11 protein-coding genes are annotated in these 14218 nt (G+C 63.2%); 9 read left to right on the top strand and 2 right to left on the bottom strand.

The genetic code is table 11. The features are described from left to right. The first annotated feature begins 4 nt into the window (after nucleotides 1-4). The 4 genes from AC1RMD_RS01265 (at nucleotide 5) to AC1RMD_RS01250 (ending at nucleotide 1624) form a co-directional block, all read left to right on the top strand. Nucleotides 5-451, top strand: a complete 447-nt coding sequence (locus tag AC1RMD_RS01265; protein WP_492922885.1) for a GNAT family N-acetyltransferase — start codon at nucleotides 5-7, stop codon at nucleotides 449-451. Further along, entirely contained in the window at nucleotides 448-1050 is a 603-nt protein-coding gene (locus AC1RMD_RS01260; RefSeq protein ID WP_492922883.1) for an FMN-dependent NADH-azoreductase, read from the top strand. The genes AC1RMD_RS01265 and AC1RMD_RS01260 overlap by 4 nt, the downstream gene beginning before the upstream one ends. Nucleotides 1051-1137: 87 nt before the next feature. Continuing rightward, nucleotides 1138-1404: a type II toxin-antitoxin system RelB/DinJ family antitoxin gene (locus AC1RMD_RS01255; protein WP_492922881.1), complete on the top strand. Its 267-nt coding sequence runs from the start codon at nucleotides 1138-1140 to the stop codon at nucleotides 1402-1404. After that, the gene (locus tag AC1RMD_RS01250) at nucleotides 1304-1624 is read left to right on the top strand and encodes a type II toxin-antitoxin system YafQ family toxin (protein ID WP_492922879.1); all 321 of its coding nucleotides are present in this window, start codon (nucleotides 1304-1306) and stop codon (nucleotides 1622-1624) included. Before AC1RMD_RS01255 ends, AC1RMD_RS01250 begins: the two co-directional genes overlap by 101 nt. A 105-nt stretch (nucleotides 1625-1729) precedes the next feature. On the opposite strand, the gene AC1RMD_RS01245 is transcribed toward AC1RMD_RS01250, so the two are convergent. Beyond that, the gene (locus AC1RMD_RS01245) at nucleotides 1730-2851 is read right to left on the bottom strand and encodes a beta-ketoacyl-ACP synthase III (RefSeq protein ID WP_492922877.1); all 1122 of its coding nucleotides are present in this window, start codon (nucleotides 2849-2851) and stop codon (nucleotides 1730-1732) included. Between the two features lie 217 nt (nucleotides 2852-3068). Further along, the gene (locus AC1RMD_RS01240) at nucleotides 3069-4514 is read right to left on the bottom strand and encodes a S41 family peptidase (RefSeq protein WP_492922875.1); all 1446 of its coding nucleotides are present in this window, start codon (nucleotides 4512-4514) and stop codon (nucleotides 3069-3071) included. Nucleotides 4515-4877: 363 nt separating this feature from the next. On the opposite strand from AC1RMD_RS01240, the gene AC1RMD_RS01235 reads away from it, so the two are divergent. The 5 genes from AC1RMD_RS01235 to AC1RMD_RS01215 all read left to right on the top strand — a co-directional run bounded on the left by AC1RMD_RS01235 (nucleotide 4878) and on the right by AC1RMD_RS01215 (nucleotide 14201). Beyond that, nucleotides 4878-5459, top strand: a complete 582-nt coding sequence (locus tag AC1RMD_RS01235) for a hypothetical protein (RefSeq protein WP_492922873.1) — start codon at nucleotides 4878-4880, stop codon at nucleotides 5457-5459. A gap of 98 nt (nucleotides 5460-5557) precedes the next feature. Beyond that, nucleotides 5558-7771, top strand: coding sequence for a TonB-dependent receptor plug domain-containing protein (locus AC1RMD_RS01230; protein WP_492922871.1), 2214 nt, complete (start codon nucleotides 5558-5560; stop codon nucleotides 7769-7771). A 55-nt stretch (nucleotides 7772-7826) separates the two neighbouring features. Next, a complete protein-coding gene (locus AC1RMD_RS01225) occupies nucleotides 7827-9827 on the top strand; it encodes a M13 family metallopeptidase (protein ID WP_492923551.1) in 2001 nt (666 codons plus the stop codon). 173 nt (nucleotides 9828-10000) lie between these two features. Next, the gene (locus AC1RMD_RS01220) at nucleotides 10001-12046 is read left to right on the top strand and encodes a M13 family metallopeptidase (protein ID WP_492922869.1); all 2046 of its coding nucleotides are present in this window, start codon (nucleotides 10001-10003) and stop codon (nucleotides 12044-12046) included. An 88-nt stretch (nucleotides 12047-12134) separates the two neighbouring features. Then, the gene (locus AC1RMD_RS01215) at nucleotides 12135-14201 is read left to right on the top strand and encodes a M13 family metallopeptidase (RefSeq protein WP_492922867.1); all 2067 of its coding nucleotides are present in this window, start codon (nucleotides 12135-12137) and stop codon (nucleotides 14199-14201) included. The last annotated feature ends 17 nt before the right edge of the window (nucleotides 14202-14218 follow it).

Here is a 14218-nt window from a genome sequence, read left to right as displayed (position 1 = left end):
GACCATGCATGACAAACTGAAGGATGTGGAGACGGTTGAGCAGCTGCGCGCCTGCTATCCGGTGATGAAGGAACTGCGTCCGCACCTGCAAACCGAAGAAGAATTCGTCGCGCGCGTGACGCGCATGAACCAGCGGGAAGGCTACCGCATCCTGGCCGCCTGGGAGGATGGCGAAGTGGTGGCGCTGGCCGGCTATCGCTTGGAGGAGAACCTGGTGTACGGCCGCTTCCTCTACGTCGACGACCTGGTGGCCGGCGAGAAGACGCGCGGCCAGGGCTGGGGCGCGCGGCTGCTGGAGCGCTTGACGGTGGTTGCCGATCAGGCGGAATGCGCCAAGCTGGTGCTCGATACCGGGCTGGCGAATGCACGGGCGCAGCGCTTCTACTTCCGCGAGGGGCTGATGACGGGCGCGATGCGCTTCGGCAAATTCCTGAAGGCGGGTGCGGCATGAAGATCCTGCACATCACCTGCAGCCCGCGCGGACAACAATCGGTGAGTTATCGCCTGTCCCAGCGCGTGATGGACCGGCTGCTGTCGCAGCATCCCTCCGCGCAGATCGTCACGCGCGACCTGTGGGCCGAACCGCTGCCGCATGTCGATGGCGAGTATGCGGGCGCATTGGGCGGTGCGCGGGATGGCGCGAAGCCGGCCATTGGGCGCGCCCTGTCCTCGCTGGCGTTGTCGGAGCGCCTGATCGCCGAACTGCGCGACGCCGATTGCTTGATCATCGCCACGCCGATGCACAACTTCACGGTGCCGTCGGCGCTGAAGGCCTGGCTGGATCATGTGGTGCGCATCGGCGTCACCTTCAACGTCACGCCGGAAGGCAAGATCGGCACGCTGGCCGACCGTCCGGTGTACATCGCCGTCAGCTCCGGCGGCTACCGCACCGGCGAGCGCGCCCGCCAGCCCGACTTCCTCGAACCCTATCTGCGCGCCATCCTGTCGACGATAGGCTTGAAGAACCTGAGCTTCTACTCGGTCGAGTCCACCGTCGCCGGCCCGGAAGCGGTCGAGCGGGAACTGAGCGAGCAGTTCGTGGCGGCATAGCATATCGCTGTTGAGCCGGGTCAGGTATCGTGCGCTTTTCTTGCGCTCCAGTTGGACTACAATGGACTTTCGATTCGGGAGACGATCATGACTGAGAGAACCGTGACGTTAGAGGTGCAGGTCGATGGGTATCGTAAAGCAGAGGCCGAAAAGGTTTTGCAGTCTTACGGCCTGACTATGTCGGTAGCCGTGAATGCACTGCTACGCCGCATCATTGAAGACCAAACGCTGCCCTTCGAGCTCAAAGTACCCAATGCCGAAACCCAGGCTGCCATCAGGGATTCCAGAAAGACGATGGCGGAACTGCGTTCCCACATGGATGCCGATGCTCTTGAAAAAGACAGCCCCGGCTAGGAAAGTGGTTCCCCCACGCCAGGTGGACTACAAAAAGCCCTTCTTGAAAAACTGGACCCGGCTTGAACGATCTGGGCGCTATGATTTGTCCCGATTAAAGCAGGCCATGATGTTGTTGATCGCCAATGACGAGCCCCTGGGGGCAGAGTGGCGAGAGCATGCTTTAAAGGGCGAATGGGCGGATTGTCGCGAGTGCCACATCGGTGGGATTTTCTGCTGATTTATCGGTTTGACGAATGCTCTATCAGCTTTATACGAACAGGTTCGCACGCGGAGTTGCTGGACATGTAGCCAGCGCTTGATGGCGCCGGCAAGTCCCTGAAACTTAAATTCGGCGCACCACCACGCAGCCGATCGAGTAGCCGGCGCCGAAGGAGCAGATCACGCCCAGCTGGCCGGGCGCCATGTCGTCCGAGTGCTTGTGGAAGGCGATCACCGAACCGGCCGACGAGGTGTTGGCGTAGGTGTCCAGGATCACCGGCGCTTCGCCCGGCTCGGCGTCGCGGCCCAGCACCATGCGGCTGATCAGCAGATTCATGTTCAGGTTGGCCTGGTGCAGCCAGTAGCGGTTCACCTGCGGCACTTCCAGGCCGGCGCCGGCGATGGTGGTCTTGATCATCTCGGCGGCCATCGGGCACACGTCCTTGAACACCTTGCGGCCCTGCTGGCGGAACAGTTTGTCCGGCTGGCCGATGCCGGCTTCGTCGAAGCGGTTCAGGAAGCCGAAGTTGTTGCGGATGTTGTTGGAGAAGCTGGTTTTCAGCTTGGTCTCGACGATTTCCCAGCGGTGCGAACCCTTGGCCGTGTCGGCCGCCTCGATCACCATCGCCGTGCAGGCGTCGCCGAAGATGAAGTGGCTGTCGCGGTCGCGCCAGTTCAGGTGGCCGCTGGTGATTTCAGGGTTGAGCACCAGCACCGCGCGCGCCTGGCCGCTCTGCACCGCCGCCACCGCCTGCTGGATGCCGAAGGTGGCCGACGAGCAGGCCACGTTCATGTCGAAGCCGTAGCCCTCGATGCCCAGCGCACCCTGCACCTCGACCGCCATCGCAGGATAGCCGCGCTGCATATTCGAGCAGGCCACCAGCACCATGTCGATATCGGCCGGCACGCGGCCGGCGCGGTCCAGCGCCTGGCGCGCCGCCGCCACGCAGATTTCCGCCTGCAGCGACAGTTCCTCGTCGGCGCGCTCGGGAATGCGCGACACCATGCGCAGCGGATCCAGGATGCCGGTTTTTTCCATCACATAACGCGATTTGATGCCCGACGCCTTCTCGATGAAGGCCACGCTGGACAGTTCCAGCGCCGTGACGGAGCCGTCCGCGATGGCGGCGGCATTGTCCGCGTTGAACTGTTCGGCGTAGGCATTGAAGCACTCCACCAGCTCTTCGTTGGAGATCGACTGGGCTGGCGTAAAGAGACCGGTACCGCTGATGACCGCTTGTTTCATGTTTAAACTTTCAAATTAAGCAATGGCTCATGCCAAGAATGAGGCAAATTCTACACAATGACTGCACGTTAGGCGAAAATAAAAGCGGCGCCCTTGAGGCGCCGCTGAGTTCGCTACAACAAACCCGGGGTCAAGTCTGACATTCGGACACGGGCTCTACCATAACGCACGTTAAGGTAGAGCCCGTGTCCGAATGTCAGACTTGACCCCGGGTTGCTTATTTCTTGGCCAGATCTTTCTTTACGCCGACCTGGGCCTGCACCACCGCGGTCTCGGGCTTGGCCAGTTGCACCGGCAGGCCTTTCAGGTGGTTCAGCGCCTGCGCCAGCTGGAAATCGTCGGCGCTGCCGTATTCCAGCGGCTTGCGTTTCTTTTCCAAGGCGACGATGCGCAGCTGCTCTTCCAGCTCGTCGCGCTTGCTCTTGGCGATTTCCTGGTCGCGGTCGTTCGTCAGATGCTTGTCGAGGTCGGCTTCGCGGGTGCGCAGCGCGTTCAGGCCGTCGCCGTCGGCGTTTTCATCCACCGCCAGGTCCGGCACGATGCCTTTGGCCTGGATCGAGCGGCCGTTCGGCGTGTAGTAGCGCGCCGTGGTCAGCTTGACGGCGGTGTCGGCCGTCAGCTGGCGGATGGTCTGCACCGAGCCCTTGCCGAAGGTCTGGGTGCCGATGATGTCGGCCCGCTTGTAATCCTGCAGCGCGCCAGCGACGATTTCCGAGGCCGAGGCCGAGCCGGTGTTGACCAGCACCGCCATCGGCACCAGCTTGATCGCGGCCGGCAGCTTGGCCAGCGCGTCGCTGTCGTTGCGCAGCGCGTAGTATTCGGGACGGCCGTAGAAGATCTGCTTGGAATCGGGCAGCTGGCCGTTGGTCGAGACGATGGCCGCGTCCTTGGGCAGGAAGGCCGCCGCCACGCCGATCGCGCCTTGCAGCACGCCGCCCGGGTCGTTGCGCAGGTCCAGCACCAGGCCCTTGATGTTCGGGTCCTGTTTGTACAATTCGATAATCTTGGCGGCCAGGTCGTCGACGGTCGGCTCCTGGAACTGCGAGATGCGCAGCCACACATAGCCCGGCTCGACGATCTTGCCCTTGACGCTCTTCTGGTGGATCTCTTCGCGCGTGATGTTGAACACCAGCGGCTCGGCCTCGCCCTTGCGCAGGATCGTCATGCTGACCTTGGTGTGCGGCTCGCCGCGCATCTTCTTGACCGATTCGTCTAGGCTCAGGCCCTTGACCGGCGTGTTGTCCAGGCGGGAGATCAGGTCGCCCGCCTTGATGCCGGCGCGCCAGGCCGGCGAATCCTCGATCGGCGCGACGATCTTGATGTAGCCGTCCTCGCTCTGGCCGATCTCGATGCCGAGGCCGACGAACTTGCCCTGCGAGCCTTCGCGCAGCTCGGCGTAGGCTTTCTTGTCCAGGTAGGCGGAATGCGGGTCCAGCGAGGCCACCATGCCGGAGATGGCTTCGGTCAGCAGCTTCTTGTCTTCGACTTTTTCAACGTAGTCGGACTTGATCAGGCCGAACACGTCGGCCAGCTGGCGCAGTTCCTCCAGCGGCAGCGGCGGGTCCACCGGCTTTTGCGCCATGGCGGAAAATTGCAGGGACACGGCGATACCGGCGATCACGCCCAGGCCGACCAGTCCGGAATTCTTTAATTTCTTGCCCATGTTTCACCTATCGAAGCTGTTGCCGACAGCCGTCGCCGGTGGGCCACCCCGCCGCAACGCGCTTGAGTTGAGTATAAACCTGATTCTCGGCAAACGTAGTAGCCGTCGCGAAATCATTTATACCTTTACGAGAATTTACAACGCTTGCCGTTGACATTTGAAGCACACCAGCGCCCGCTTGGCGTTGCGTCAAGTTTGCCGTTTTGTATGCAGTGTATCCTTCCTGTTCACGTCCGTAAGCAATTGTAAGAAGTCCTGTAACGGCGGGGGCCGCGGCCTAAACTGAACTCGTATTTCTCTCTACCCTGAAGTGGTTTTCGCCTGCGCCCCAAGCGCAGGCTTTTTTTTATCTACGGAGCTCCCATGCGTACTCATTTCTGTTCCACTTTGCAGCGCGTGACGGTCGCGCTGGCCCTGAGCGCGGCCTTGTTGCCGGCCTTCGCGCTGCCCGTCATGGAAATGCGCGCCGAGGATTTCCTGCCGATGGCGGCCGAGCTGAAAAAATCGCTGAACCTGAACGCCAATCAGCAAGTGCTGTGGCAGCAGACCGAAAGCAAGACCCGCAACCTGCTGCGCGAGCGCCAGTCGCGCCGCGAACGCCTGCAGGCGGCCACGCTGGAAGGCGCCAAGGGCGCCAATGTCGAGCTGCGCGACCTGGCCAAGGCGGTCGACGAGGAAACCACCGCCGGCGCGCTGGAGGAAAAGCTGATGCGCGCATGGTGGCTGACCGTCAACGATGCCTTGAATGAAACCCAGCGCCAGGCCGTGGTGCAGCTGGTCGGCGAGCAGCTGATGCGGGTGCCGGACAACGGCGCCCGCAGCGGTGGGGCGCCGCGCAAGGAAGAGGGCGGTGAGCAGCATCGCGGCGGCCGCAAGGGCGGCATGGGCGGCAGCATCGGCGGACCCGGCGGCGCCAGCATCAGCCTGCCGGGCGGCGGCGGCTGAGGGAGTCCCCTGGCTGGGGCGGGCCGGTGTGTATCGTAAAGTAAAAATCGGCCTGCTTGCCCTTTTGCCAGCAGGGCTGCCGGTAGAATGTGCAGCCTATGAGCAAACTGATTTCCTTCGCCTGCCTGGCCTTGCTGGGCGCCTCCGATATTTACGCACAAACGGACGCGGCGCCCGCCAAGCCGGCCCTGGGCCCGGACGGCAAGCCGGTGCCCCAGGTCAGCGTCAGCGGCGGCCGCGCCAGCGACATGGACGAGCGCCGCAACTCGGTGGCCGGCAAGCAGGTCTACGGCCGCGAGGAACTGGACCGTAACGGCGACAGCAACCTCGGCGACATCCTCAAGCGCCTGCCGGGCGTGACCATCGGCGGCCGACCCGGCCGTGGCGGCGACGTGCGCATGCGCGGCATGGGCAACGGCTACACCCAGGTGCTGCTGAACGGCGAACGGCCGCCGGCCGGCTTTTCGATGGAATCGCTGTCGCCCGACCAGGTCGAGCGGGTGGAAATCATGCGCGGCCCGATCGCCGAGCACAGCACGCGCGCCATCGCCGGCACCATCAACATCATCCTGCGCGACGGCTACCAGCAAAAGGACAATCAGCTCAAGTTCACCGACAGCATCGAGCAGGACCGCCATGCGCCGAATGTGTCGCTGTCGGTGCCGGGCAAGGCGGGCGGCCTGACCTGGCTGCTGACCGGTTCGGTCTTCGAGAACCGCCAGCACGACCAGAGCGCAAGCTACAACCGCGACACCCGCGCAGACGGCGTGGTGCTCAAGGACCAGAACGTCTTCGACGAAACCAAACGCAGCGCGCGCGGCATCCACCTGACGCCGCGCCTGTCCTATAAATTCGACAGCGGCGATACGCTGAACTTCCAGCCCTTCCTGATGGTCAACCGCAGCGACGGCAACGCGCGCAGCGACCTGACGCAGAATGTCGGCCTGGTGCCGCCGGCCTTGCAACAGCCGCCCGAATACAAGCTGGCGCTGACCGGCACCCATGCCGAATCGACTTTCTTTCGCGGCTTCGGCAATTGGGTGCACAAGCTGCAAGGCGGGTCCAAGCTGGACGTCAAGTTCGGCTTCGGCAGCGGCCGCAGCGACAGCGACTCGTTGCGCTTTCAGTTCGACAACGCCGGCAATCTGCTGCAACGCTACACCGACGACGCCGCCGTGCGCGACCGCAGCGCCAGCAGCGGCGGCAAGTACACCACGCCGATCGGCAAGGAACACTCGCTGGCGGCTGGCTGGGATGTCGAGCTGGGCAATCGTGCCGAGAGCAAGACTTCGCTGGACAAGAACGGCGTGTCGCAGTACGGCGATGCCGGCGACAACCTGAGCGCCGACACCCGCCGCCTGGCCGTGTTCGCGCAGGACGAGTGGGACATCAACCAGCAGTGGTCGGGCTACGCCGGCTTGCGCTGGGAAGGCATACGCACCACCAGCACGCGCGCCGGCCAGGACATCGGCAACAGCAGCAACGTGCTGAGCCCGTTGCTGCACGGCGTCTACCGCATCCCCGGGCACGACCGCGACCAGATCCGCGCCAGCCTGACCAAGAGCTACAAGGCCGCCAACATCCAGGACCTTATCGCCTTGCCGTCGCTGTCGCGCCTGAACAGCGCCACCCGGCCCGACCGCACCGGCAACCCCGACCTGAAGCCCGAACTGGCGACCGGCCTGGACTTCGCCTACGAGCACTACCTGGGCCGTGGCGGCATCATCACGGCCGACGGCTTCATCCGTGACATCAAGAACCTGATCCGCCGCGAGCTGAGCTTGCAGAACACGCCGACCGGCCCGCGCTGGGTGTCGACGCCGGCCAATATCGGCCACGCCCGCACCAGGGGCATCGAGCTGGAGGCCAAGCTGCAGTTGCAGGAACTGATCGCCGACGGCCCGGCGATCGACTTCCGCTCCAACTACAGCCGCTTCTGGTCCAGCGTGGACGGCATCCCCGGCCCCGACAACCGCCTCGACGCGCAACCGAAGCAGACCGCCAACGTCGGCCTGGACTACCGCCTGAAGCCGGTGCCGCTGACCCTGGGCGCCAGCCTGAACTGGACGCCGGCAACCGTCATCCAAAGTAGCACCGAGCAGGTGGTGAGCAGCAGCCGCAAGCGCTCGTTCGACGCCTACGGCCTGTGGAAATTCAACGCCCGCAATCAAGTCCGCATTTCCGCAAATAATTTAACGGCGGAAGACGCGCTGGGTAGTAATATCGTGACCACCAATGGCCTGGCACAACTGGCCAACACGATCAACCAGACTTACGTAGTCTGGAGCGTCAAATACGAAATGAAATTCTGACCAAGAAGGAAATGCAGTGAAACGATACTTGCTGAGCACGCTTACCCTGAGCCTGATGACCGCCTTTGCCGGCGCCGCCGTAGCCGCCGATTCTGCGCCGGTGTCCGGCATCGCCACCCAATACATCGACGCCAGCGTGCGTCCGCAAGACGACTTCTACCACTACCTGAACGGCGAGTGGCTGAAGACCACGCAGATTCCCGAAGACAAATCCAGCTGGGGGACCTTCGCCAAGCTGCGCGACGATGTGCTGCCGCAGTTGCGCGCCATCATCGAAGCGGCCGAGGCCGACAAGAGCCGCAAGGCCGGCAGCGACGCCCAGAAAATCGGCGACCTGTACGCCAGCTTCATGGACGAGAAAAAACTGGAAGCGCTGGGCGTCAAGCCGCTGGCCGGTGAACTGAACCGCATCCGCGCCATCAAGGACAAGAAAGCCTTCCCGATGCTGATCGCCCACCTGAGCGAGATCGGCGTCGGCGCGCCGTACGGCATCTACGTCAGCCAGGATGCGCGCGAATCGACCAAGTACGCGGTCGGCATCTCGCAAAGCGGCCTGGGTCTGCCGGACCGCGATTACTACCTGAAAAAAGACGACGCCAAGCTGGCCGACACGCTGGTCAAGTATGAGGCGCACGTGGCCAAGATCCTGGCGTTGGGCGGCGACAAGCAGGCCGCCGCCAGCGCCAAGGCCGTGGTCGCGCTGGAAGCCTCGCTGGCCCAGGCGCAGTGGACCAAGGTCGAGAACCGCGACCCGGTCAAGCGCTACAACAAGATGTCGATCGCCAAGCTGGCCGAGCTGGCGCCCGGCTACGACTGGCAGCACGCGCTGGCGGCGGCCGGCGTGGCGAACAAGATCGACTACGTCATCGTGAACCAGCCGAGCTACCTGGGTGGCTTTAACGCCGCGCTGGAAAAGACCGACCTGGCGACCTGGAAGTCCTACTTCGAATGGCAGCTGCTGCGCCGCGCCTCGCCTTACCTGTCGAAGGATTTCGCCGACGCCAACTTCGATTTCTACAGCACCGTGCTGACCGGCGTGGCCGTCAAGCCGCCGCGCTGGAAATCGGCGGTGAGCCTGGTGGAGGGCAGCCTGGGCGAAGTGCTGGGCAAGCTGTACGTGAGCCAGCACTTCCCGCCGGAGCGCAAGGCCCGCATGGAAGAACTGGTGAAGAATTTGCTGGCGTCGTACAAGGCCAGCGTCGATACGCTGGACTGGATGAGCCCGGAAACCAAGCAGCAAGCGCAAGCCAAGCTGGCCAAGTTCACGCCCAAGATCGGCTACCCGAACAAATGGCGCGATTACTCGTCGCTGGCCATCGTCAAGAGCGACCTGGTGGGCAACGCCATGCGCGCCTCGGTGTTCGGCCACCAGCGCATGGTCAACAAGCTGGGCAAGCCGGTCGACCGCGAAGAGTGGGGCATGACGCCGCAGACCATCAACGCCTACTACAACGCGACGATGAACGAGATCGTGTTCCCGGCGGCGATTCTGCAACCGCCGTTCTTTGACGCCAAGGCCGACGACGCCGTCAACTACGGCGCCATCGGCGCGGTGATCGGCCACGAAATCAGCCACGGCTTCGACGACAAGGGCAGCCAGTCCGACGGCGACGGCAACCTGCGCGACTGGTGGACCAAGGAAGACCGCGCCAACTTCAAGGCCAAGGCCGACGCGCTGACCAGGCAGTACGACGGCTACAGCCCGATCAAGGGCTACAACGTCAACGGTTCGCTGACCCTGGGCGAGAACATCGCCGACAACAGCGGCGTATCGATCGCCTACAAGGCCTACAAGCTGTCGCTGGGCGGCAAGGAAGCGCCGGTGATCGACGGCCTGACCGGCGACCAGCGCTTCTACATGGGCTTTGCGCAGGTATGGCGCAGCAAGACGCGCGACGCCCAGCAGATCGTGCTGATCAAGACCGATCCGCATTCGCCGGGCCAGTTCCGCGCCAACGGCACCATGGTCAACCAGCCGGGCTTCTACGAAGCCTTCGGCGTGAAGCCGGGCGACAAGATGTATGTTGCGCCGGAACAGCGCGTGATCATCTGGTAAGCGCTTAACCGCCGAAAAAACCCATAAAAAGGCCACCCAGTGTGGTCTTTTTGCTATCGTTGCAACAGCGGGGGTCAAGTCTGACATTCGGACACAAGCTCGACCGTATGCAATTACTACAGAAGAGGTCGTGTCCGAATGTCAGACTTGACCCCATTCGTTTGGAGAAAGACTTGAAAGCACATCTAACACAACGATCATGCGCGCTGGCGCTGGCGTTGCTGGCTTCGGCCGGCGTCCAGGCACAAGCACCCCAGCAAAAAATCTCGGGCGTGGACCTGGGCGATCTCAACGCCGCGATTCGCCCGCAGGACGATTTCTTCCTCAACCTGAACGGCAAGTGGCTGGACAAGACCGCCATTCCGGCCGACAAATCGAGCTGGGGTTCGTTTGAAAAACTGGACGACGACACCAAGCCGCAACTGCGCGCCATCATCGAGGCGGCCGCCGCCGATCCGAACAAGTCGCCCGGCTCCGACGCCCAGCGCATCGGCGATTTCTTCGCCAGCTATATGGACGAAGCCAAACTGGCGGAGCTGGGCCTGACCCCGCTGCGCGCCGAGCTCGACCGCGTGGCCGCGCTCAGGGACAAGAAGGAAATCCCGGCCCTGATCGCCCGCTTCAACCGCTACGGCGTGACCGCGCCCTACGGTTTCGTCATCCACCAGGACAACAAGGATTCGACCAGGTATGTGGCCGACCTGGTGCAGGACGGCCTGAGCCTGCCGGACCGCGACTACTACCTGAAAAAGTCGGACAAGAAGATGGCCGACACGCTGGCCAAGTACCAGCAGCACGTGACCAAAATGCTGACCCTGGCCGGCATCGCCAATCCGGCGGCCGACGCCAAGGCCATCGTCGCGTTGGAGACCGAGCTGGCGAAAGTCCAGTGGACCAAGGTCGAGCTGCGCGACCCGGTCAAGGCCTACAACAAGGTGGCGCTGGCCGACCTGTCCAAGCTGGCGCCGGGCTACGACTGGACCACCTGGCTCAACGACACCGGCATCGCCGGCAAGGTCGACTACGTCATCGTCAGCCAGCCCAGCTTCATCACCGGCTTCAACAAGGTGCTGAACCAGACCCCGCTGTCGACCTGGCAGGCGTGGTTCCGCTGGCAGGTGATCCACGCCAGCGCGCCCTACCTGGCGAAAGACTTCGCGCTGGAGAACTTCGCCTTCTACGGCACCGTGCTGAGCGACACCAAGGAACAGGAGCCGCGCTGGAAGCGCGCGGTCAACGCCACCGACGGCGCGCTGGGCGAGAGCCTGGGCAAGCTGTACGTGGAGCAGCATTTCCCGGCCGAGCGCAAGGCGCGCATGGAGGCGCTGGTGCGGAACCTGTTGGCGGCCTTCAAGCAAAGCATCAACACGCTGGACTGGATGGGCCCGGCCACCAAGGAACAGGCGCAGGCCAAGCTGGCCAAGTTCATGGTCAAGATCGGCTATCCGAACAAGTGGCGCGACTACTCGTCGCTGGTGGTGGTCAAGGACGACCTGGTGGGCAATGTACGCCGCTCGCGCGAGTTCGACTACAACAAGGAAGTGAACAAGCTCGGCAAGCCGGTCGACCGCGACGAATGGGGCATGACGCCGCAGACCATCAACGCCTACTACAACCCGGAGCTGAACGAGATCGTGTTCCCGGCCGCCATCCTGCAGCCGCCGTTCTTCAACGCCGACGCCGACGACGCGGTCAACTACGGCGCCATCGGCGCGGTGATCGGCCACGAGATCAGCCACGGCTTCGACGACCAGGGCGCCCAGTACGACGGCGACGGCAACCTGCGCGACTGGTGGACCAAGGCCGACCACAAGAACTTCGCCGCCAAGAGCAAGATGCTGGTCAGGCAGTACAGCGCCTTCAGCCCGGTCAAGGGCTACCACGTCAACGGCGAGCTGACCCTGGGCGAGAACATCGCCGACAACTCCGGCGCGGCGATCGCGCTCAAGGCTTACCAGATTTCGCTGAACGGCCAGCCTTCGCCGGTGATCGACGGCCTGAGCGGCGAGCAGCGCTTCTACATGGGCTTTGGCCAGGTGTGGCGCAGCAAGATCCGCGACGCCCAGCAAATCGTTTACCTTAAATCCGACCCGCATTCGCCGGACCAGTTCCGCGCCAACGGCACCGTGCGCAACCAGCCGGGTTTTTACAACGCTTTTGGCGTCAAACCGGGCGATAAAATGTATCTGGCGCCAAAAGACCGCGTCATCATGTGGTAGCCCTTTATCCCGTAGCGGCCCTGTGATATAAAGCGCAACAGGGCCAAACATCGTGGATTGGCCTTTATTCAATCAAGAGGATATTTTCGTGAAACGTCATCTCGTAAGTGCATTGACCCTGAGCCTGATCGCAGGCCTGGCGGGCGCCGCCGACAACACCACAAGTGTCGTTCCGGCCAGCGCCCAAGCAGCAAACGCCAAGCTGGTTTCCGGCATTGCGGTGGAATACATCGATCCAGCGGTACGCGCGCAGGACGACCTGTTCACCCACATGAACGGCAAATGGCTGGCCACGACTGAAATCCCGGCGGACAAAGCCAGCTGGGGCAGCTTCGCCAAGCTGCGCGACGATGTTCAGCCGCAACTGCGCGCCATCATCGAAGGCGCCGCCGCCAACAAGGCCGGCGGCCCTGATGCCCAGCGCATCGGCGACTTTTACAGCAGCTTCATGGACGAAGCCAGGCTGGAACAGCTGGGCCTGACCCCGCTGAACGCGGAACTGGCGAAGATCGCCGCCGTGAACAACAAGAAGCAGCTGCCGGCGCTGATCGCGCACCTGAACCAGATCGGCGTGACCGCGCCGTACGGCTACGGCATCCACCAGGACAACAAGGATTCGACCAAGTATGTGGTCGACATCGGCCAGGACGGCCTGGGCCTGCCGGACCGCGATTACTACCTGAAAGCGGACGACAAGAAGATGGCCGACGCGCTGGCCAAGTATGAACTGCACATCGGCAAAATGCTGACCATGGCAGGCGACCAGCACGGCGCCGTCACCGCGCACGCCATCGTGGAATTCGAAAAAGAACTGGCCAAGATCCAGTGGACCAAGGTCGAACTGCGCGACCCGGTCAAGGCCTACAACAAGGTCGACATCGCCAAGCTGGGCAAGCTCGCCCCAGGCTACGACTGGAACGCCTACCTGACCGACGCCGGCGTGTCCGGCAAGGTCAAGTACGTGATCGTCGGCCAGCCCAGCTACCTGAAGGGCATGACCGCGCTGCTGGCCAAGACCCCGCTGGACACGCTGAAGTCCTACTTCCGCTGGCAGCTGCTGCGCTCCGGCGCGCCTTACCTGAGCAAAGCCTACGTCGACGAGAACTTCGCCTTCTACGGCACGGTGCTGAGCGGCGTGACCGAACAGCGTCCACGCTGGAAGCGCGGCGTTTCCGTGACCGAAGGCGCGCTGGGCGAAGCCGTCGGTAAGATCTACGTCGAGCAGAACTTCCCGGCCGAGCGCAAGGCGCGCATGCAGGCGCTGGTCAACAACCTGCTGGCCGCCTACAAGGTCAGCATCGACCAGCTGGACTGGATGAGCCCGGTCACCAAGAAACAGGCGCAGCAAAAGCTGGCCAAGTTCACCACCAAGATCGCGTACCCGGACCACTGGCGCGATTACTCGAAGCTGACCGTCGCCAAGGACGACCTGGTGGGCAACGTGCTGCGTTCGCGCGAATTCGAGTACAACAAGGAACTGGCCAAGTTGGGCAAGCCGATCGACCGCGCAGAGTGGGGCATGACGCCGCAAACCGTCAACGCCTACTACAACCCGGAAATGAACGAGATCGTGTTCCCGGCCTCGATCCTGCAGGCACCGTTCTTCAATGCTGACGCGGACGACGCGGTCAACTACGGCGCCATCGGCGGCGTGATCGGCCACGAGATCAGCCACGGCTTCGACGACCAGGGCGCGCAGTACGACGGCGACGGCAACCTGCGTGACTGGTGGACCGCTGCCGACCACAAGAACTTCGCGGCCAAGACCAAGATGCTGGTGGAGCAGTACAACCAGTTCAGCCCGCTGCCTGGCTACCATGTCAACGGCGAACTGACCTTGGGCGAGAACATCGCCGACAACAGCGGCGTGGCGATTGCGTACAAGGCCTACAAGCTGTCGCTGGGCGGCAAGGAAGCGCCTGTCATCGACGGCCTGACCGGCGACCAGCGCTTCTACATGGGCTTTGCCCAGGTATGGCGTTTGAAGATGCGTGAAGCGCAGCAGATCGTGCAGATCAAGACCGACCCGCACTCGCCAGGCCAGTTCCGCGCCAACGGCCCGATGCGCAACCAGCCAGGCTTCTACGACGCCTTCAACGTCAAGGCGGGCGACAAGATGTACCTGGAACCAAAAGACCGCGTGATCATGTGGTAACAAGCACTTAGACGCCA

It is taken from the genome of Duganella sp. GW822-FHT06D06, assembly GCF_058799615.1.
The sequence above is the reverse complement of the archived record's forward strand: the minus strand, read 5'-3'. Positions and strand labels throughout refer to the sequence as shown.

Excerpts from the sequence above, each read along its gene's own strand:
- AC1RMD_RS01255 (WP_492922881.1), top strand. The coding sequence starts at position 1,138 with ATGACTGAGAGAACCGTGACGTTAGAGGTGCAGGTCGATGGGTATCGT.
- AC1RMD_RS01250 (WP_492922879.1), top strand. The coding sequence starts at position 1,304 with ATGCCGAAACCCAGGCTGCCATCAGGGATTCCAGAAAGACGATGGCGG.
- AC1RMD_RS01240 (WP_492922875.1), bottom strand. The coding sequence starts at position 4,514 with ATGGGCAAGAAATTAAAGAATTCCGGACTGGTCGGCCTGGGCGTGATC.
- AC1RMD_RS01265 (WP_492922885.1), top strand. The coding sequence starts at position 5 with ATGCATGACAAACTGAAGGATGTGGAGACGGTTGAGCAGCTGCGCGCC.
- AC1RMD_RS01225 (WP_492923551.1), top strand. The coding sequence starts at position 7,827 with ATGACCGCCTTTGCCGGCGCCGCCGTAGCCGCCGATTCTGCGCCGGTG.
- AC1RMD_RS01230 (WP_492922871.1), top strand. The coding sequence starts at position 5,558 with ATGAGCAAACTGATTTCCTTCGCCTGCCTGGCCTTGCTGGGCGCCTCC.
- AC1RMD_RS01260 (WP_492922883.1), top strand. The coding sequence starts at position 448 with ATGAAGATCCTGCACATCACCTGCAGCCCGCGCGGACAACAATCGGTG.
- AC1RMD_RS01245 (WP_492922877.1), bottom strand. The coding sequence starts at position 2,851 with ATGAAACAAGCGGTCATCAGCGGTACCGGTCTCTTTACGCCAGCCCAG.
- AC1RMD_RS01235 (WP_492922873.1), top strand. The coding sequence starts at position 4,878 with ATGCGTACTCATTTCTGTTCCACTTTGCAGCGCGTGACGGTCGCGCTG.